General features: G+C 66.1%; 15 protein-coding genes. 14 read left to right on the forward strand and 1 reads right to left on the reverse strand.

The window, feature by feature from the left end:
• The first annotated feature begins 6 nt into the window (after positions 1 to 6).
• The 14 genes from rsmH to lpxC all read left to right on the forward strand — a co-directional run bounded on the left by rsmH (position 7) and on the right by lpxC (position 17,941).
• Positions 7 to 1,104: a 16S rRNA (cytosine(1402)-N(4))-methyltransferase RsmH gene (rsmH, locus tag QEP15_RS03485; protein ID WP_226848102.1), complete on the forward strand. Its 1,098-nt coding sequence runs from the start codon at positions 7 to 9 to the stop codon at positions 1,102 to 1,104.
• Positions 1,104 to 1,397 (forward strand): cell division protein FtsL, encoded by a 294-nt coding sequence (gene ftsL / locus QEP15_RS03490; protein WP_056320744.1) that lies wholly within the window; start codon positions 1,104 to 1,106, stop codon positions 1,395 to 1,397. Before rsmH ends, ftsL begins: the two co-directional genes overlap by 1 nt.
• Entirely contained in the window at positions 1,394 to 3,124 is a 1,731-nt protein-coding gene (locus QEP15_RS03495) for a peptidoglycan D,D-transpeptidase FtsI family protein (protein ID WP_056320746.1), read from the forward strand. The genes ftsL and QEP15_RS03495 overlap by 4 nt, the downstream gene beginning before the upstream one ends.
• A complete protein-coding gene (murF, locus tag QEP15_RS03500) occupies positions 3,121 to 5,976 on the forward strand; it encodes a bifunctional UDP-N-acetylmuramoyl-L-alanyl-D-glutamate--2,6-diaminopimelate ligase MurE/UDP-N-acetylmuramoyl-tripeptide--D-alanyl-D-alanine ligase MurF (RefSeq protein WP_280148434.1) in 2,856 nt (951 codons plus the stop codon). The genes QEP15_RS03495 and murF overlap by 4 nt, the downstream gene beginning before the upstream one ends.
• Entirely contained in the window at positions 5,966 to 7,135 is a 1,170-nt protein-coding gene (mraY, locus tag QEP15_RS03505) for a phospho-N-acetylmuramoyl-pentapeptide-transferase (RefSeq protein WP_056320752.1), read from the forward strand. The genes murF and mraY overlap by 11 nt, the downstream gene beginning before the upstream one ends.
• Positions 7,132 to 8,664 (forward strand): UDP-N-acetylmuramoyl-L-alanine--D-glutamate ligase, encoded by a 1,533-nt coding sequence (murD, locus tag QEP15_RS03510; RefSeq protein WP_280148435.1) that lies wholly within the window; start codon positions 7,132 to 7,134, stop codon positions 8,662 to 8,664. Before mraY ends, murD begins: the two co-directional genes overlap by 4 nt.
• A gap of 55 nt (positions 8,665 to 8,719) precedes the next feature.
• Positions 8,720 to 9,913: a putative lipid II flippase FtsW gene (gene ftsW, locus QEP15_RS03515; protein WP_056320760.1), complete on the forward strand. Its 1,194-nt coding sequence runs from the start codon at positions 8,720 to 8,722 to the stop codon at positions 9,911 to 9,913.
• Positions 9,910 to 10,986, forward strand: coding sequence for an undecaprenyldiphospho-muramoylpentapeptide beta-N-acetylglucosaminyltransferase (murG, locus tag QEP15_RS03520; protein WP_062841643.1), 1,077 nt, complete (start codon positions 9,910 to 9,912; stop codon positions 10,984 to 10,986). The genes ftsW and murG overlap by 4 nt, the downstream gene beginning before the upstream one ends.
• Positions 10,983 to 12,389: a UDP-N-acetylmuramate--L-alanine ligase gene (gene murC / locus QEP15_RS03525; RefSeq protein WP_056320766.1), complete on the forward strand. Its 1,407-nt coding sequence runs from the start codon at positions 10,983 to 10,985 to the stop codon at positions 12,387 to 12,389. The genes murG and murC overlap by 4 nt, the downstream gene beginning before the upstream one ends.
• On the forward strand, positions 12,386 to 13,336 hold the full coding sequence (locus tag QEP15_RS03530) for a D-alanine--D-alanine ligase (RefSeq protein WP_280148436.1): 951 nt from the start codon (positions 12,386 to 12,388) through the stop codon (positions 13,334 to 13,336). The genes murC and QEP15_RS03530 overlap by 4 nt, the downstream gene beginning before the upstream one ends.
• 12 nt (positions 13,337 to 13,348) lie before the next feature.
• The gene (locus QEP15_RS03535) at positions 13,349 to 14,173 is read left to right on the forward strand and encodes a cell division protein FtsQ/DivIB (protein WP_056320771.1); all 825 of its coding nucleotides are present in this window, start codon (positions 13,349 to 13,351) and stop codon (positions 14,171 to 14,173) included.
• A 4-nt stretch (positions 14,174 to 14,177) separates the two neighbouring features.
• A complete protein-coding gene (gene ftsA, locus QEP15_RS03540; RefSeq protein WP_152383390.1) occupies positions 14,178 to 15,404 on the forward strand; it encodes a cell division protein FtsA in 1,227 nt (408 codons plus the stop codon).
• Positions 15,405 to 15,591: 187 nt separating this feature from the next.
• A complete protein-coding gene (gene ftsZ / locus QEP15_RS03545; RefSeq protein ID WP_056320774.1) occupies positions 15,592 to 16,776 on the forward strand; it encodes a cell division protein FtsZ in 1,185 nt (394 codons plus the stop codon).
• Positions 16,777 to 17,017: 241 nt separating this feature from the next.
• On the forward strand, positions 17,018 to 17,941 hold the full coding sequence (gene lpxC / locus QEP15_RS03550; RefSeq protein WP_056320776.1) for a UDP-3-O-acyl-N-acetylglucosamine deacetylase: 924 nt from the start codon (positions 17,018 to 17,020) through the stop codon (positions 17,939 to 17,941).
• A gap of 205 nt (positions 17,942 to 18,146) precedes the next feature.
• Here lpxC and QEP15_RS03555 read toward each other — a convergent pair whose 3' ends face one another.
• On the reverse strand, positions 18,147 to 18,554 hold the full coding sequence (locus QEP15_RS03555) for a DciA family protein (RefSeq protein ID WP_081101088.1): 408 nt from the start codon (positions 18,552 to 18,554) through the stop codon (positions 18,147 to 18,149).
• Between the last annotated feature and the right edge of the window lie 123 nt (positions 18,555 to 18,677).

Below are 18,677 nucleotides of genomic sequence, written 5' to 3' on the forward strand. Positions count from 1 at the left end.
AGAGTTATGGAATTCGAACATCGGCCCGTCCTCCTGGCGCCGACGGTGGACGCGCTTTTGCTGCCCGGTTTCGGCGGCAAGGGCGCGGCACGGTCGCAGCCGCAGGGTGGGCAGGATGTGGCTACGCGAATCGAAAGTGGCGTCTTTGTCGACGGCACGTTCGGACGGGGTGGCCACAGCCGAGAATTGCTTGGCCGGCTGGGCAAGCAAGCCCGGCTGATCGTGTTTGACAAGGACCCGCAGGCCATCGCGGTTGCCACCGCCCTGGCGGCCGAGGATGCGCGGGTCACGGTAGTGCATGGGGGCTTTGCCACCATGGCTGAAGAATTGGAGCAGCGCGGCATCGGCAAGGTCGATGGCGTGATGCTGGATCTGGGCGTTTCGTCGCCTCAGATCGACGATGCCGAGCGCGGCTTCTCGTTCATGCGAGACGGCCCGCTCGATATGCGGATGGACACCACTCGTGGTCCCACGGTGGCGGATTGGCTGGCGCAAGCCAGTGTGGATGAGATGCGGGAGGTCATAGCGGATTATGGCGAAGAACGGTTTGCTTTTCAGGTTGCAAAGGCGATTGCTGCTCGCCGCGCAACAAGGCCGCTGCGCACCACGCTCGAGCTTGCCGAGTGCGTCGCCAGCGCCGTCCGCACGCGCGAAAAGGGGCAACATCCGGCCACACGCACCTTTCAAGCTTTACGGATTTACATCAATCGGGAACTCGAAGAGCTCGCGCGCACCCTCGCGTCAGCTTTAGACCTGCTTGCCCCAGGGGGGAGGTTGGCGGTGATCAGCTTTCATTCGCTTGAAGACCGCATGGTCAAGCAGTGCATCGCGGCGGCGGCTCGTCCGGCTGCGGCGCATGCACGCCTGCCCCTGCGCGAAAGCGAAATGCCCCAGCCTGTCGTCCGTTCCCTTGGCAAGGTCGTGGCCGAAGACGATGAAGTCTCGTCCAACGCCCGTGCCCGGTCGGCCATCCTGCGCGTGGCCGAGCGCACCGAAACGCCGCTGCCCCCCGAGGGCGGCTTTGCATTTGTGAAGATCGGCTCGCTGCCCGGCAGCGACCTCGCCCCGCCGCCCCGTCGCGGCGGCAAGGGAGGGCGCCGCTGATGGGTCGCGTCAACCTGATCGTTGCGGCTTTGCTGATGCTGTCGGCCATTTCCCTGGTCACCAGCCGGTATCAGTCGCGCCAGCTCTTCGTGGAGTTGGGGCGCGATCAGGCGCATGCGCGCGACCTGGAAACCAATTGGCGGCGCCTGCAGCTAGAGCGCGCCGAGCTGGCCCGCAATGCGCGGGTCGACGCCATTGCGCGTGACGGCCTGAAGATGATTCCCATCGTGCCGGATCGCACGCTCTATATGAATCAGGCGCCCGTGCCCGCGGCCGCCGGAGGCTCGCAATGAAGCGCGTGCCCTTCTTCGACAACCCCGTGCTGCGCGGGCAGCTGCCCACGTGGCGCGCCCGCCTGGTCCTGATCCTGCTGTTTGGCGGGTTCACCGTGCTGGCCGGCCGTGCGCTGTTCCTGCAGGGATTGTCGACGGAGTTCCTGCAGCAGCAGGGCGAGCGCCGCTACGAGCGCACACTGACATTGGCAGCCACGCGCGGCAAGATCATGGACCGCAACGGCGCGGTGCTGGCATCCAGCGTGCCCGCGCGCGCCATCTGGGCCATTCCCGAAGACGCGAAGCAGGCCACGCCCGCGCAGGTCGACGCGCTGGCCAAGCTGCTGGAGACGCCTGTCGGCGACTTGCGCCGCCGCTTCGTCGACGAGGACAAGAACTTCGTGTACCTGAAGCGCCAGGTCTCGATGGACGTGGCCGACAAGATCAAGCAGCTGGGCATGCCCGGCGTGCACCAGCAGCCCGAAACGCGCCGCTACTACCCGGATGGCGATGTGATGGCCCACGTGGTGGGCTTCAACAGCGTCGAGGATCAGGGCCAGGAAGGCGTCGAGCTGACGTTCAATCAGCAGTTGTCGGGCCGCCCGGGAAGCCGCCGCGTCATCAAGGACCGGCTGGGACGCGTCATCGAAGACGTGCAGGCCGTCACGTTGCCGGTGGACGGCCGCGACCTGCGCCTGTCCATCGACACGCGCCTGCAGTACCTGGTGTTCAAGGAACTGAAGGACGCCATGGACAAGCACCGCGCAAAGGGTGCGACGGCCGTGGTCGTTGATGTACACACGGGCGAGATCCTGGCGCTGGCCAACGTGCCGACCTTTGATCCGAACAACCGCGAAACCTTCCACGGCGCCAACTTGCGCAACCAGGCGATCACGGACACGTTCGAGCCGGGCTCCATCATGAAGCCGTTCACCGCCGCGCTGGCGCTGGACCTTGGGCGCATCAGCACGTCGACGCAATTCGAGACGGGCAACGGCCGCTTCACGTATCAGGGCAGCACCATCAGTGACGTGAGCCGCAACGGCACGCTGGACGTGGCGGGCGTGCTGCGCAAGTCCAGCAACATCGGCATGACGATGATCTCCGAGAAGCTGGAATCCCGCGAAATGTGGGACCGCTTCACCGAATTGGGCCTCGGTCAGGCGCCGCAGGTGGGATTTCCCGGCGCCGCGCCGGGCCGTCTGCGTCCGTGGGAACGTTGGCGCCTGATTGAAAAGGCCACCATGGCCTACGGCTACGGCCTGTCCGTGTCGCTGCTGCAGGTGGCCCGCGCCTATACCGTTTTTGCCCGCAACGGCGACATGGTGTCGCTGACCCTGGTCAAGCGCGACAGCGATCCGACGAGCGTGAAGATCTACTCGCCCAAGACGACGGCGCTGGTGCGCGCCATGCTTGAGGCGGCCACGGGCCCCGACGGCACGAAAGCCGCGCAGGTGCAGGGTTACCGCGTGGCCGGCAAGAGCGGCACCGCGCGCAAGATCGTGGACGGTAAGTACAGCACGCAACGTTACCGCAGCTCGTACGTGGGCTTTGCTCCGGTGTCGGATCCCAAGATCGTGGTGGCTGTGTCCATCGACGAACCGACAATTGGCGGCTATTACGGCGGCGCCATTGCCGCGCCCGTGTTCTCCCATATCGTGGGGGGGAGCCTGAGGTTGATGGGGGTGCGGCCAGACGCACCGTTTGAATCCACGATTGTTGCTGGTATCAAGGAGCCAGGCAGATGAGCGCCAACGGCTTCCACTCTTCCCCTGCCGCCACGGTTGCCGAGACCGTGGCGTGGTTGCATGAGCGCGTGTCGCTGACCGCGCATCTGAAGCTGGACTCGCGCGACATCGAGCCCGGCGACGTGTTCGTCGCCTGCCCGGGTCTTTCCAGCGACGGCCGTCTCTATATAGACAAGGCGTTGGCGCTGGGCGCCAGCGCGGTGCTGTTTGAAGCGCCGGCCACCGATGCCGTTCAGGCCGCGTCGGCCGGCACGCCCATGCTTGCCGTAACGGGCCTGCGCGCGTTGCTGGGCGAGCTGGGCGACACCTGGTATGGGCGTCCGTCGGCCGCGCTGGCGGTGGTTGCCGTGACGGGCACCAACGGCAAGACCTCTTCGGTGCAATGGATTGCGCATGCCCTGAGCCGCAACGAGAAGGCGTGCGGCACGATCGGCACGCTGGGCGCCGTGCTGCCCGACGGGCAGACGCTGGGTGGCAGCCTGACGACGCCCGACGTGCTGACGGTGCATCGCACGCTGGCCGCGATGCGCGACGCTGGCGCGAAAGCCGTGGCCATGGAGGCCTCGTCGATCGGCATCGAACAAGGCCGCATGGACGGCGTGCGCGTTGCGCTGGCCGCCTTCACGAATCTGACGCGCGACCATCTGGACTACCACGTCACGATGGAGCGTTACGAAGCGGCCAAGGCGCGCCTTTTCAGCTGGCCGGGTCTGACTGCGGCAGTAATCAATGCCGACGATGAGGCGGGACGGCGGATGCTCGCTGCCTTGCCGGAAGGCGTCTCGCCGATGGGCTACAGCCTGAGCGACGATCCCGCAATCCCCGCCGCGATGCGTGCGCGCGATCTGCAGGCGACGTCGCAGGGCCAGATTTTTACGCTGGTGTCGCCGCATGGCGAGGCGCAGATCGTGACGCGCCTGCTGGGGGCGCACAACGTTTCGAACCTGCTGCTGGTGGCGGGCGTGCTGTACAAGCTGGGCCTGCCGTTCGCGCAGATTGCGCGCGAGCTGGCCGCGACGGACCCGGTCGATGGCCGTCTGCAGACCGTGGAACCCGCTGTCAGCCTGCCGGCGCATGCGGCCCGCGGTCCGCTGGTGGTGGTGGACTACGCCCACACGCCTGACGCGCTCTCGCGCGCGTTGCTGGCATTGCGCGCCGTCGCTACAGCGCGTTCTGGCCGCCTGGTGTGCCTGTTTGGTTGCGGCGGCGAGCGCGATCCGGGCAAGCGTCCCGTCATGGGCGCGATCGCCGCGGAGCTGGCGGATCACGTTGTTGTCTCCAGCGACAATCCGCGCACCGAGTCGCCCGAGGCAATCGTTCAGCAAATCCTGGCCGGCATTCCCGAGGCGGTGCGTCCCGACGTGGAAGTCGACCGCGCGCGCGCCATCCTGCAGACGATCTGGGCGGCTTCGCCCGAAGATGTGGTGCTGCTGGCGGGCAAGGGACACGAAACCTACCAGGACATCGGCGGTGAAAAGCTGCCGTTCGACGACCGCGAGTGGGCGCGCGTGGCGCTGCTGTTGCAGCAGACGCCGGGCGTGTCCACGGACACGCGCCGCATTGGCGAAGGCGAGCTCTTCGTCGCGCTGGTTGGTGAGAACTTCGACGCGCACGACTATCTGGACCAGGCAGCCTCGCGCGGCGCCTGCGCGGCGCTCGTTGCGCATCGGGTCGCCGATGCCGGGCTGACGCAGCTAGTCGTGGGCGATACGCGCGTTGCGCTGACGCGCATTGGCGCCGCCTGGCGCTCGCGTTTTTCGCTGCCCGTGGTGGCGGTGGCCGGCAGCAATGGCAAGACGACCACCAAGGAAATGATCTCTGCGATGCTCGCCGAATGGCAGGGCGAAGCGGGGCGCCTGGCCACGGCCGGCAACCTGAACAACGATATTGGCGTGCCGCTGACGTTGCTGCGCCTGCGCCGCGAGCATCGCGCCGCCGTGTTCGAACTGGGCATGAACCATCCGGGCGAGATCGCGCAGTTGGCCGCCATAGCCGCGCCGACCGTGGCGCTGGTCACCAATGCGCAGCGCGAACATCAGGAATTCATGCACACCGTCGAGGCGGTTGCGCACGAGAACGGCGCTGCGATCACCGCGCTGCCGGCGGATGGAGTCGCGGTGTATCCCGGAGATGAACCCTACTCGGCCATCTGGGACGCGCTGGCCGCGCCGCGCCGCGTGCTGCGGTTCGGGCTGCAGCCGGGGTTGGATGTTTACGCCGAGCAGATCATTGCGGAAGTCGACGCCACGCGCTGCCGTGTCGTGACGCCGGTCGGCGTTGCCGATCTGACGCTGCCGGTGGCGGGGCTGCACAACCTGCGCAACGCGCTGGCGGCCATCGCCAGCGCGATCGCCGCGGGTGCGCCGCTGGAGACCGCGGTGCGGGCGCTGGCCGGATTCAGCCCCGTGGCCGGCCGCATGCAGCACAAGCGAATGAGTGACGGAACGCTGCTCATCGATGACACCTACAATGCCAACCCCGACTCGGTTCGCGCAGCCATCGATGTACTTGCGCGCATTGCCGGCACGCGCGTCCTGGTGCTGGGCGACATGGGCGAAGTCGGGGACAACGGCCCCGCCATGCACGTCGAGGTGGGCAATTACGCGCGCGAGCATGGGCTCGACGCATTCATCACGCTAGGCGAAGCCAGCCGGGCGGCCGCCGCCGCATTCGGCCCTGGCGCGCACGCCTGCGCATCGGTAGACGAAGTCGTTGCCGCCTTGCGCGGCTTGCGCCCGTCCTGCGTATTGGTAAAAGGATCGCGCTTTATGCGCATGGAGCGGGTAGTGACGGCTTTTTCTTTGAATGAAGGTTCGGCAGCCTCGGGGCAGGGAGAGCAGCATGCTGCTTGAGATCGCCCGTCTGCTTTCTGACGATGTGCGCGCGCTGGGGGTGTTTGAATACATCACCCTGCGCGCCGTGCTGGCGTGCGCGACGGCGCTGGTGATCGGCCTGGTGGCCGGGCCGCGCGTGATCCGCAAGCTGACCGAAATGAAGATCGGCCAGGCCGTGCGCACCTACGGTCCCGAATCCCATCTGGTCAAGACTGGCACGCCCACGATGGGCGGTGTCTTGATCCTGATTTCCATCGCCATCAGCACCTTGCTGTGGGCAGACTGGACGAACCGCTTCGTGTGGGTCGTTCTGCTGGTGACCTTCGGGTTTGGCTGGATCGGCTGGCGCGACGACTACCGCAAGGTGGTCTATCGCGATCCCGAAGGGATGCCGGCGCGGCAAAAATTCTTCTGGCAAGCCACCATCGGCATGGTGGCTGCGGTGTATCTGGCCTTCGCGGTGTCCGCGCCTGCCAACACGGAACTGTGGCCCCTTTTCAAGGCATGGGTGGGCAGCGGCTTCACGATGTCCCTGCCGACGCGCGCCGACCTGATCGTGCCGTTCTTCAAGACGGTGAGCTATCCGCTGGGCGTGCTCGGTTTTGTGGCGCTGACGTGGGCCGTGATCGTCGGCACCAGCAACGCCGTGAACCTTACCGATGGCCTGGATGGCCTGGCGATCATGCCGACCGTGATGGTCGGTAGCGCGCTGGGCATCTTCGCGTACGTGGTCGGCCGCGTCGACTATTCGAAGTACTTGCTGTTTCCGTACATCCCCGGCGCATCGGAACTGATGGTGCTGTGCGCGGCGATCGGGGGCGCGGGGCTCGCATTTTTATGGTTCAACGCGTATCCGGCGCAAGTGTTCATGGGCGACGTCGGCGCGCTGGCGCTGGGCGGCGCGTTGGGCACGATTGCAGTCATCGTGCGCCAGGAGATCGTGCTGTTCATCATGGGCGGCGTGTTCGTGGTCGAGACCCTTTCGGTGATGATCCAGGTGACCTGGTTCAAGTACACGAAGCGACGTTATGGAACAGGTCGACGCATTTTCCGCATGGCCCCGTTGCATCATCACTTTGAAGTGGGCGGCTGGAAGGAAACCCAGGTGGTCGTGCGTTTCTGGATCATCAGCATGATGCTGGTGCTGATTGGCCTCTCCACGCTGAAGTTGCGATGAACATGATGGAAACCCCCCGCGTAGATGCGCCGCTCGTTCTGATCCTTGGATTGGGCGAGACGGGTGTCGCCGCCGCACGCTGGTGCGCCCGTCAGGGCGCCCGCCTGCGCGTGGCCGACACGCGCGCGGAACCGGGAGGTCTTGCCGCGCTGCGCGAGTCGCTGGCGCAAAACGAAGTGGAATACCGCCTGGGTTGCGACGCGTCGTTCGCAACTGATCTGCTGGACGGCGTGTCGCAGGTTGTGCTGAGCCCCGGCCTGGCGCCTGCCCAGGCGCCGGCCGCCGACCTGCTGCGCGAGGCCGAAGCCCGCGGCATCGAAGTCGTCGGTGAAATCGAACTCTTCGCCCGCGCGCTGGCGGATCTGGCCACGGCCCGCGAATACCGTCCGCGGCTGCTGGCCGTGACGGGCACCAACGGCAAGACCACCGTTACCGCGCTGACCCGGCAACTGGTCGAAGCCAGCGGCCTGACGGTGGTGGCCGCCGGCAACATCAGCCCCGCGGCGCTGGCCGCGCTGATGGACGCACTGGACACGGACACGCTGCCGCAGGTTTGGGTGCTGGAACTGTCCAGCTTCCAGCTCGAAACCACGCGCACGCTGATGGCCGATGCGGCCGTCGTGCTGAACGTGACCCAGGATCACCTTGATTGGCACGGCGGCATGCAGGCGTACGCCCAGGCCAAGGCGCGCTTGTTGAAGATGGCGCGCGTCGCCATCGTCAACCGCGACGACCCGCTTACCGTGGAGATGGTGTCCGCGCTGAACGCCATGCACGTGCGCAGCTTCGGCCGCGATGTGCCGGAACTGGTCGGCGACATGGGCCTGGAACTGGGGCAGCGCGTGGCTTGGCTGACGGCCTGCGAACCCAACGATTTCGACGAACCGGCGCCGCCCACGCGGCGCAAGAAGGATGCGCCCGAGCCCGTGCGCGCCAAGGGCCGCATGAGCCGCCTGATGCCCGTGGACGCCTTGCGAATCCGCGGCATCCACAACGCGTTGAACGCGCTGGCCGCCTTGCAGCTTGCCCGCTGCCTGGACCTGGGCTGGGGCGCCATGCTGCGCGCGTTGCGCGACTACGCGGGCGAGCCGCATCGCGCCGCTTTCGTGCGCACGATCGGCGGCGTGGATTACATCAATGACAGCAAGGGCACCAACGTGGGCGCCACCGTGGCCGCGCTGGAAGGCCTGGGTCAGCCTGTGGTGCTGATCGCCGGCGGCCAGGGCAAGGGGCAGGATTTCTCGCCGCTGATTCCTGGGGTGTCGCGTCATGCGCGCGCGGTGATGCTGATCGGCCTGGACGGCCCCGAGATCGGACGTGTGCTGGAGCCGACCGGCGTCAAGTGCATCACCGTCGAAACGCTGCGCGACGCCGTGCGCGGCGCGGCCGAACTGGCTCAGCCCGGCGACGCGGTGCTGCTGTCGCCGGCCTGCGCCAGCCTGGACATGTTCCGCAATTACCCGCATCGCGGGCAAGTGTTCGTGGAAGAGGTCGAAGACCTGGCCCGCGACCGTGGGGAGGTGGCATGATCCGCAACGCCGCTTCCTGGGCGAAATCCATGGCGCGCGACGCCGAGGGCGCACAATGAGCCTGATCGCCGACCTCACCGCCAGCGTCAACGCCGTACGGCCCGGCCGTACCCGCATGCGCAACTTCGACATGCCGCTCGTGATCGCGGCTTCGACGTTGCTGCTGCTCGGCCTGCTGATGGTGTATTCGGCGTCGATCGCGCTGGCCGACGGCCCGCGCTATGCGTCCTATGGCCGCTACTACTTCGTGATCCGCCACGGCCTGTTCGTGAGCGCGGGGCTGGTCGGCGCCGCCGTGGTGCTGTCGATCCCCATCCGCGTCTGGCAGCGCCTGGCCGTGCCGCTTTTCGTGGTGACGATGGTGCTGCTGGTGGCTGTGCTGATCCCGGGGATCGGCCGCGAGGTCAACGGCGCGCACCGCTGGATTCCGCTGGGTCCGCTGAACTTCCAGCCGTCCGAACTGATGAAACTTGCAGCCTTGCTGTACGCGGCGGATTACACCGTGCGCAAGCAGGAGCACATGCAGGCCTTTGCCCGCGGCTTTTTGCCGATGGCGTTTGCGCTGGCCGGCGTGGGCATGCTGCTGCTGCTCGAGCCCGACCTGGGCGCCTTCATGGTGATCGTGGCCATTGCCATCGGCATCCTCTTCCTGGGCGGCATCAACGGCAAGTATTTCAGCAGCCTGCTCGCCGTGCTGGTGGGCACGTTCCTGATGCTGATCTGGCTGTCGCCCTGGCGCCGCGCGCGTCTGTTTGCGTACCTGGATCCCTGGAACGAAGACAACGCATACGGCAGCGCCTATCAGTTGTCGCATTCGCTGATTGCGCTGGGCCGCGGTGAATGGCTTGGCGTGGGCCTGGGCGCCAGCGTCGAAAAGCTGCACTACCTGCCCGAAGCGCACACCGACTTCCTGATGGCCGTGGTGGGCGAGGAACTGGGATTTGCGGGCGTGATGCTGGTGATCACGCTGTTTGCCATCATCGTCTACCGCGGTTTCGACATCGGCCGGCAGGCCATCGCCATGGAGCGCACGTTTGCCGGGCTGGTTGCGCACGGCGTGGCCATGTGGTTTGGCGTGCAATCGTTCATCAACATGGGCGTGTGCCTGGGCCTGCTGCCCACCAAGGGTCTGACGTTGCCGCTGATGAGCTACGGTGGTTCGGGCGTGGTGATGAACCTGTGCGCGCTGGCCATGCTGATCCGGGTCGACGTGGAAAATCGCATCATGATGCGCGGAGGACGGGTATGACCGCCGCGCGCACCATCCTCATCATGGCCGGTGGCACCGGCGGCCACATCATGCCCGGTCTGGCCGTGGCTGACGTGCTGCGCGAACGCGGCTGGCGCGTGCTGTGGCTGGGCAATCCCGAAAAGATGGAAGGCCGTCTCGTGCCGCCGCGCGGCATCGAACTGGTGCCGCTGCGTTTCCAGGGCGTGCGCGGCAAGGGCGCGTCCGCGCTGCTCAAGCTGCCGTTCCTGTTGCTGCGCGCATTTGCGCAGGCGTGGTCGCGGCTGTCCGACGTGCGTCCCGACGTGGTGCTGGGCATGGGCGGCTACGTGGCGTTCCCGGGCGGCGTGATCGCTGCGCTGCGCGGCACGCCGCTGGTCGTGCACGAACAGAACGCCGTCGCGGGCACCGCGAACAAATGCCTGGCCAAGATGTCGCGCCGCGTGTTGAGCGGTTTTCCCGGTGTGCTGCCCAAGGGTGAAGCCATGGGCAACCCGGTGCGTGCCGACCTGTGCGCCTTGCCCGACCCCGCCGAACGCTATGCCGGCCGCACCGGCCCGCTGCGCGTGTTGGTGGTGGGCGGCAGCCTGGGAGCGCAGGCCTTGAACACCACCGTGCCGCAGGCGCTTGCGCGTCTGCCGCTCGAGCGCCGGCCGACGATCGTCCATCAGGCCGGCGAACAACATTTGCCGGCGCTTCAGCAGGCCTACGCCCAAGCGGGTGTTCAGGCCGACTGCCGCGCCTTCATCGACGACATGGCGGGCGCCATGGCCGACGCCGACCTGCTGATCTGCCGCGCGGGCGCCATGACGGTGTCCGAAGTGGCGGCTGCCGGCGTTGCGGCGCTGTTCGTGCCGTTCCCCCACGCGATCGATGACCACCAGACCGCCAACGCGCGCTTCCTGAGCGACGCGCAGGCCGCGTGGCTGCAGCCGCAAACCGCCATGACGCCCGAGTGGCTGGCGGACTGGCTGAGCCAGCGCACCCGACAAGAACTCGAGGCTGTCGCCGTCCGGGCCCGCGCGCATGCGCGTCCCGACGCGGCCGCCCATATCGCCGACGTCTGTGAACAAGCAGCGGGGCGTTCATCATGAAACACAGAATTCAACATATCCATTTTGTAGGCATCGGCGGTTCGGGCATGAGCGGCATCGCCGAAGTGCTGCTGAACCTGGGCTACGACATCAGCGGATCCGACCTGAACGAGTCGGCGGTGACGCGCCGCCTGGCCGGCCTGGGCGTGAAGATCGCGATCGGCCATGCCGCCAGCAACGTCACGGGCGCCAGCGCCATCGTCACGTCCACCGCGGTGGCGGGCGACAACCCCGAAGTGATCGCGGCGCGCGCCGCGCGAATCCCGGTGGTGCCGCGCGCCATCATGCTGGCCGAGCTGATGCGCCTGAAGCGCGGCATCGCCGTGGCGGGCACGCACGGCAAGACCACCACGACCAGCCTGGTCGCCAGCGTGCTGGCGGCGGGCGACCTGGATCCCACGTTCGTGATCGGCGGCCGGCTGAATTCGGCGGGCGCCAATGCGCGGCTGGGGCAGGGCGACTACATCGTGGTGGAGGCCGACGAATCGGACGCCTCGTTCCTGAACCTGTTGCCGGTGATGGCCATCGTGACCAATATCGATGCCGATCACATGGACACGTACGGCCACGATGTGGCGCGCCTGAAGAGCGCCTTCATCGAATTCACACAGCGCCTGCCGTTCTACGGCAGCGCCGTGCTGTGCTCCGACGACGCCAACGTGCGCGAGATCATGCCGTTCGTGTCGCGTCCCATCACGACCTACGGGCTGAACGAGGACGCCCAGGTGCGCGCCTATGAAGTGCAGGCTGACGGCACGCGCATGCGCTTTAACGTGCAACGCACCCATCGCGACACGCTGCTGCCGCCGCTGAATGTGGAACTGAACCTGCCCGGCCTGCACAACGTGCGCAATGCGCTGGCTGCGATCGCCGTGGCGACCGAGCTGGGCGTATCCGACGCGGCCATCTGCGAGGCGCTGGGTTCGTTCAAGGGCGTGGGACGCCGCTTCACGCAGACGGGTGAATTCGCGGTGCCCGCCAACCACGGGGGCGGCACCTTCACGGTGATCGACGACTATGGTCACCATCCCGTCGAGATGTCCGCGACGCTGGCCGCGGCGCGCGGCGCCTGGCCCGACCGCCGCATCGTGCTGGCCTTCCAGCCGCACCGCTACACGCGGACGCGCGATTGCTTCGAGGATTTCGTGCGGGTGCTGGGCACGGCCGACGCGGTGTTGCTGACCGAGGTCTACGCCGCGGGCGAGCCGCCGCTGGTCGCGGCCGACGGACGCGCCCTGTCGCGTGCGTTGCGCGTGGCGGGCAAGGTCGAGCCGGTGTTCGTTGAAGATGTGGCCGATCTGCCGCAGGCGGTCGTGGATTTTGTGCGCGATGGCGACGTCGTCATCGTGATGGGGGCGGGTTCGATCAGCAAGGTCCCCGCCCAGGTGGGAGAGCTGGCATGAGCAAGCAATTCGGCAAGGTAGGTGTGTTGTACGGCGGCCGGTCCGCCGAGCGCGAAGTCTCGCTCATGTCGGGCAAGGGCGTGCAGGAAGCCTTGCGCAGCGCCGGCGTGGACGCGCACCTGTTCGACACCGGCGAGCGCAGCCTTGCCGAGCTGGCGGCCGAAGGTTTTGACCGCGTGTTCATCGCATTGCACGGCCGCTACGGCGAAGACGGCACGCTTCAGGGCGCGCTGGAACTGCTGGGCATCCCCTATACCGGCAGCGGCCCGATGGCATCGGCGCTGGCCATGGACAAGACCATGACCAAGCGCATCTGGCTGCAGCATGGCCTGCCCACGCCCGACTTTGAAGTGCTCGACGCCGATACCGATCTGCGCCTGGTTCCGGACCGCCTGCAGTTGCCGCTGATCATCAAGCCGCCGCACGAGGGCTCGACCGTGGGTATCACCAAGGTCGTCGGTTACTCGGACATGAAAGAAGCCTACGCCGCGGCCGCGCGCTACGACAGCGAGGTCCTGGCCGAACAGTTCATCACCGGACGCGAACTGACCGTGGCGATCGTCGGGTCCGGCAAGGCCGCGCGCGCGCTGCCGGTGATCGAGATCGCCGCGCCGGGCGGCAACTACGACTACGAACACAAGTACTTCTCCGACGACACGCAGTACTTCTGCCCGGCCGCCTTGCCCGCGGACGTGGCTGAAGAAGTCGCGCGGATTGCCGTAAAGGCCTATCAGGCGCTGGGCTGCGAAGGCTGGGGCCGCGCGGATTTCATTCTCGACGGCGACAACCGCCCCTGGCTGCTTGAAATGAATACTTCGCCCGGCATGACCGGCCACTCCCTGGTGCCCATGGCCGCGAAGGCCGTGGGAATCAGCTATGCAGAATTGTGCGTGGCCATCCTGTCCGAGGCTTCGTGCAAGGTGCACAGCCACGCCCGCAACGCTTGACCTGGATATTCCGTGTGGAACGACGCTCGTACTACCAACCTGATCGCCAACACGCTAGCCGTGCTGGCGGTTGCCGCCATGCTCATCGCGGGCGTGGTGTGGGTGGCGCAGCGTCCGTACTTCACGTTGACGGCGATCGAGCTGGAATCGATGCCGGACACCGATCTGCACTATGTGTCGACGGGCGCGGTGCGTTCGGCGATCGCGGGGCGCGTGAAGGGCAATTTCTTCACGGTGGACCTGGACGACGCACGCGAGATCTTCGAATCGGTGCCGTGGGTCCGGCATGCCACCGTGCGGCGGATCTGGCCCAACGTGCTGCGTGTGCGCATCGAAGAGCAGCAGCCGCTGGCGCTGTGGAACGAAAACCAGATGATCAACACCTGGGGCGAGGCGTTCACGGCCAACACGGGCGAGGTGGACGACGACACGGTGCTGCCGCAGTTCTCCGGGCCGGATGGCACGGAAGCGCTTGTGGTGCAGCGCTACGCCGAGCTGGCGCGCTGGTTCGCGCCGCTGGACATGCATGTGGAACAGTTGGAACTGAGCCCGCGCTATGCCTGGCGCGTGGTGTTGTCCAACGGCATGCTGCTGGACCTGGGCCGCGATCCGGGCGCCGACGCGCCGGACCCGCACGGCCTGCCCGGCGCCTTGCCGTTCGCGGCTCGTATTCAACGCTTTGTGCAGGCGTGGCCCACCGTGGCGGGGCGCCTGGAAGGGCGCACCGTCACGCAGGCCGACCTGCGCTATCCGAATGGTTTCGCCCTGGCGCTGGCCCCGTTGCCCGCGTCGGAAACCAAATCCAAATCCACACCGAAACCTCCCAAGAAACGCTAACGCCATGACCCGTGACATCAAGGACCTTATCGTCGCCCTCGATATCGGCACCAGCAAGGTGGTGGCTGTGGTGGCTGAAATCCTGCCTGAAGGCCGCTTCGAGGTGCTAGGCCTGGGCCAGCACGAATCGCGCGGCATGCGTAAGGGCGTGGTCGTCAACATCGAGACCACTGTGAATTCCATTCAGCGCGCGCTTGAAGAAGCCGAGCTGATGGCAGATTGCAAGATTCGAGACGTCTACACCGGCATCGCCGGCAGCCATATCCGCAGCTTCAATTCCAGCGGCATGGTCGCCGTCAAGGACAAGGAAGTCACCGCCACCGACGTCGCCCGCGTCATCGAGACCGCCAAGGCGGTGAACATCCCGACGGACCAGCAGGTGCTGCACGTGCTGACGCAGGAGTTCATCGTCGACGGCCAGGAAGACATCCGCGAGCCCATCGGCATGAGCGGCCTGCGCCTGGAAGTGCGCGTGCACATCGTGACCGGCGCGGTCAGCGCCGCGCAGAACATCGTCAAGTGCGTGCGCCGCTGCGGCCTCGAGGTGCAGGATCTGATCCTGCAACCGCTTGCTTCCAGCCTGGCCGTCCTGACGGCGGACGAAAAGGAGCTGGGCGTCGTCCTCGTCGATATCGGCGGCGGCACGACCGACGTCGCCATCTTCACCGGCGGTGCGATCCGCCATACCGCCGTGCTGCCGATCGCCGGCGATCAGATCACCAACGACATTGCGGCGATGCTGCGCACGCCCACGCCCGATGCCGAAGAAATCAAGCTGCGCTATGGCGTCGCCAAGCAGGTGCTGGCCAGCCCGGACGAGTCCGTGGAAGTGCCGGGCCTGGGCGATCGCGGCCCGCGCCAGGTCAAGCGCCAGGCGCTGGGCGCGGTGATCGAGCCGCGCGTCGAAGAGCTGTTCACCCTGGTGCAGCAGGTGGTGCGCGATTCCGGCTACGAGGACCTGCTGGCTTCCGGCGTGGTCCTGACCGGTGGATCCGCGCAGCTGCCCGGCATGATCGAACTGGCCGAGGACGTGTTCCTCAAGCCGGTTCGCGTGGCGGTGCCCGATTACGAAGGCAGCCTTGCCGACGTGATGCGCAATCCGCGCTTCTCGACGGTGATGGGGCTGCTGCAGGAAGCGCGCATGCAGCGTGTGCGTGGCCGCAAGGTGGCCGCGCAGACGGGCAATTTCAAGAGTCTGCTTGCGCGCATGAAGGAGTGGTTCATGAATTAAAGGGTGCAGGTTGGGGCCTGCTCCTTGGTGCGAACCGCGGCTGTCTAGCGGGGAGCGCCAGAAAGAGGAGGCGTCTCAAACCCGTGGCGGGCCTATGTAGCCGGCGTCGGCTTTGAGGCGATTCACAAAAGATAGGTTGTCGGGGAATTTTTGTGATTTGCAAATTCGGACTTGTGAGGGAGTCATCATGATGAACTTTGAGATGCTTGAGAACAACACCAAAGGGACCGTAATCAAGGTCGTTGGTGTGGGCGGTGCGGGCGGCAATGCCGTCGCGCACATGATTCGCAGCGGTGTGCACGGGGTGGATTTCATCTGCGCCAACACCGATGCACAAGCGCTGGCGGCAACCAATGCGCCGGTGCAGATTCGTCTGGGCCGTACCGGCCTGGGCGCGGGCGCCAAGCCCGAGCAGGGACGCGCGTCGGCGGAAACCGCGCGTGAGGAAATCCGTGCCGCGCTGAACGGCGCGCACATGGTCTTCATCACCGCGGGCATGGGCGGCGGCACCGGTACCGGTGCAGGTCCGGTCGTGGCCGAGGTGGCGAAGGAACTGGGCATCCTGACCGTTGGCGTGGTCACGAAGCCTTTCTCCTTTGAAGGCAACAAGCGCCTGAAGATGGCCGAGGACGGTATCTCGGAACTGGCCAAGCACGTGCATTCGCTCATCGTGGTGCTCAACGAGAACCTCTATGAACTGATGGACGAGGACGCGACGCAGGAAGACTGCTTCCGTTCGGCCGACGACATCCTGCACAACGCGTGCGCGGGTATCGCCGAAATCATCAACGTCGAAGGCAACGTCAACGTCGACTTCGAAGACGTGAAGACGATCATGGGCGAGCAGGGTCAGGCCATGATGGGCACGGCGTCGGCATCGGGCGCGGACCGCGCACGTGTGGCCGCCGAGCACGCCATTGCTTGCCCGCTGCTGGAAGGCGTGGATCTGAACGGCGCGCGTGGCGTGCTGGTCAACATCACCGCCAGCCGCTCGCTGAAGATGCGCGAAACGCGCGAAATCATGGAAACGATCCGCAGCTACGCTTCGGACGACGCGACCGTGATCTTCGGCACCGCCTACGACGAGTCCATGGGCGAAAACCTGCGCGTGACGGTGGTTGCAACCGGCCTGGGCCGTGCGCAAGCCCGTCCGCAACTGGTGCAGAACACCGCTGAAGTGCTGCGCACCGGCACCGACAACATGCCCATGGGCACGATGCCGGCCGGTCAAGGTGGTGATTACCGCAATCTGGACATGCCGTCGGTCATGCGCAATCCGCGCAGCCAGGCGTCGGCCCAGGTGCGCGCGTTGGAAAGCTCGGGAATGGATCATTTCGACATCCCGGCCTTCCTGCGCAAGCAAGCGGACTGAACCTAGAGCCGGTCAACGGCTCTAACTGCACTCCCTCATCTCCGGTTCGCCCGTCCCCACAGGCGAACCGGAGGCAGAGCGGTCCGTGTTTCCCTTGCACGATAAATAAGGGACGGAGGTATACATCGGTCTGAGCGCCCAGTTTGGATGGCGGCACGGATCGGACAGCGTTACAATACTTCGGTTACGCCGGCAATACGTACTTATCTTGCCGGCTTCCGGGTTCAAAATTCCAAGTCTCATGTTCCGACAGCGCAGCATTCAGAATCTCGTCCGCACGACAGGCGTCGGCGTCCACTCCGGACGGCGGGTGGAGCTCACCCTGCGTCCGGCACAGCCCAACACCGGCATCGTCTTTCACCGTGTGGATCTGCCGCAGGTCGTCGACCTGCCCGCGCAAGCCACGGGCGTGGGCGATACCCGCATGGCTTCCGTGCTGCAGCAGGGCAATGTCCGCGTGTCGACGGTGGAACATCTCATGTCGGCGCTGGCCGGCCTGGGCATCGACAACCTGCACGTCGACCTCACTGCCGAAGAAGTCCCCATCATGGACGGCAGCGCGGCGACGTTTGTGTATTTGCTGCGCTCGGCGGGCATCGTCGAGCAGAACGCGCCCAAGCAATTCATCCGCGTCCTGAAGCCGGTAGAAGTGCGCGAAGGTGAAGGCCGCAACGAGAAGTGGGCGCGCCTGGAACCCCATGAGGGATACGCGCTGGCCTTCTCGATCGACTTCCGCCATCCCGCCATCGACTCGACGGCGAACTTTGCGGAAATCGACTTCGCCACGCACTCGTACGTGCGTGAGATCGCGCGGGCGCGCACCTTTGGTTTCGTGAATGAAGTCGAGGCCTTGCGGTCGATGGGCCTGGCCCGCGGCGGCAGCCTGGACAACGCCATCGTCATGGACGAGTACCGCGTGTTGAACAGCGACGGGCTGCGTTACGACGATGAATTCGTCAAGCACAAGATCCTGGACGCCATCGGCGACCTGTATCTGCTTGGCAAGCCGCTGGTGGCGCGCTATGTGGCGTGCAAGTCGGGCCACGGCCTGAATAACCAGCTGGCCCGCGCGCTGCTCGAGCAGCGCGACGCCTGGGAAATCGTCACGTACGAATCGCAGGCAGAAGCGCCGCAGGCGTTTCGCCACGAATGGAAGCTGGCCTGACGCCAGCTTGCCCTTGAACCCGCGCCCGGGGGCCTGACCCCGACTTCGCGCGGGTTTCTGTTTGGATTCCTGCTTAAGGACGGCACTGGCCGTCATCCCCTGGCGCGATAGTCGCAAACCGGTAGCAGACCATGTGGCCATTGGTCTGAAAAGTTGGTTTCGTGACGTTTCCAGCCCTGCCAGTTGCCGGACAAAGCCGGTCGGCTCAGCTACTCTTGTGGTGCTTCAAGAGCTTGGCGACGGCGTCGGCCAGAGGACCCGGCCGCAGATTGCCGTGTAGCGTTTCGAACGCGCCCAGGGCCTTGTCGCCTAGGGGTTGCGCCTCTTTGGGAGGGCGCGGCTGACGGGAGCCAGGCTTGGGCAAACCCGCTTGTACCTTGATGGCAATTTCGTTAAGGTTCCAGCCTTGATCGGCCAGCGACCGCGCAATGCGCGGCGCCAATTGACGCATTTTGGCCGCGTGCGCGGCCGTGGGCACCACCAGGTGCAGGCACAGGTTTTCCAGCTTGGCGACCTGGCACACGGCACCCAGCGGAGCGGGCAACACCGCCGCCACCGCATACTGAATTTGCAGATGCTTGCGGGCAGTCGCCAACACGCCGGCGCCCCGCATGTCATGACCCAGCCATCCCAGGGCGGTATTTTCTACGCGCCGGCTGGAACTGGAACGTTGACGGTATGAAGCGGGTCTATTCATGCCGGCTTTAAAAGAATTAGGAAGCAAACCTTGAAGATC

The sequence above is a fragment of the Achromobacter mucicolens genome (assembly GCF_029866465.1).
Classification (GTDB): Bacteria; Pseudomonadota; Gammaproteobacteria; order Burkholderiales; family Burkholderiaceae_B; genus Achromobacter; species Achromobacter mucicolens.

Excerpts from the sequence above, each read along its gene's own strand:
- rsmH (WP_226848102.1), top strand. The coding sequence starts at position 7 with ATGGAATTCGAACATCGGCCCGTCCTCCTGGCGCCGACGGTGGACGCG.
- ftsL (WP_056320744.1), top strand. The coding sequence starts at position 1,104 with ATGGGTCGCGTCAACCTGATCGTTGCGGCTTTGCTGATGCTGTCGGCC.
- QEP15_RS03495 (WP_056320746.1), top strand. The coding sequence starts at position 1,394 with ATGAAGCGCGTGCCCTTCTTCGACAACCCCGTGCTGCGCGGGCAGCTG.
- murF (WP_280148434.1), top strand. The coding sequence starts at position 3,121 with ATGAGCGCCAACGGCTTCCACTCTTCCCCTGCCGCCACGGTTGCCGAG.
- mraY (WP_056320752.1), top strand. The coding sequence starts at position 5,966 with ATGCTGCTTGAGATCGCCCGTCTGCTTTCTGACGATGTGCGCGCGCTG.
- murD (WP_280148435.1), top strand. The coding sequence starts at position 7,132 with ATGAACATGATGGAAACCCCCCGCGTAGATGCGCCGCTCGTTCTGATC.
- ftsW (WP_056320760.1), top strand. The coding sequence starts at position 8,720 with ATGAGCCTGATCGCCGACCTCACCGCCAGCGTCAACGCCGTACGGCCC.
- murG (WP_062841643.1), top strand. The coding sequence starts at position 9,910 with ATGACCGCCGCGCGCACCATCCTCATCATGGCCGGTGGCACCGGCGGC.
- murC (WP_056320766.1), top strand. The coding sequence starts at position 10,983 with ATGAAACACAGAATTCAACATATCCATTTTGTAGGCATCGGCGGTTCG.
- QEP15_RS03530 (WP_280148436.1), top strand. The coding sequence starts at position 12,386 with ATGAGCAAGCAATTCGGCAAGGTAGGTGTGTTGTACGGCGGCCGGTCC.
- ftsA (WP_152383390.1), top strand. The coding sequence starts at position 14,178 with ATGACCCGTGACATCAAGGACCTTATCGTCGCCCTCGATATCGGCACC.
- ftsZ (WP_056320774.1), top strand. The coding sequence starts at position 15,592 with ATGATGAACTTTGAGATGCTTGAGAACAACACCAAAGGGACCGTAATC.
- lpxC (WP_056320776.1), top strand. The coding sequence starts at position 17,018 with ATGTTCCGACAGCGCAGCATTCAGAATCTCGTCCGCACGACAGGCGTC.
- QEP15_RS03555 (WP_081101088.1), bottom strand. The coding sequence starts at position 18,554 with ATGCGGGGCGCCGGCGTGTTGGCGACTGCCCGCAAGCATCTGCAAATT.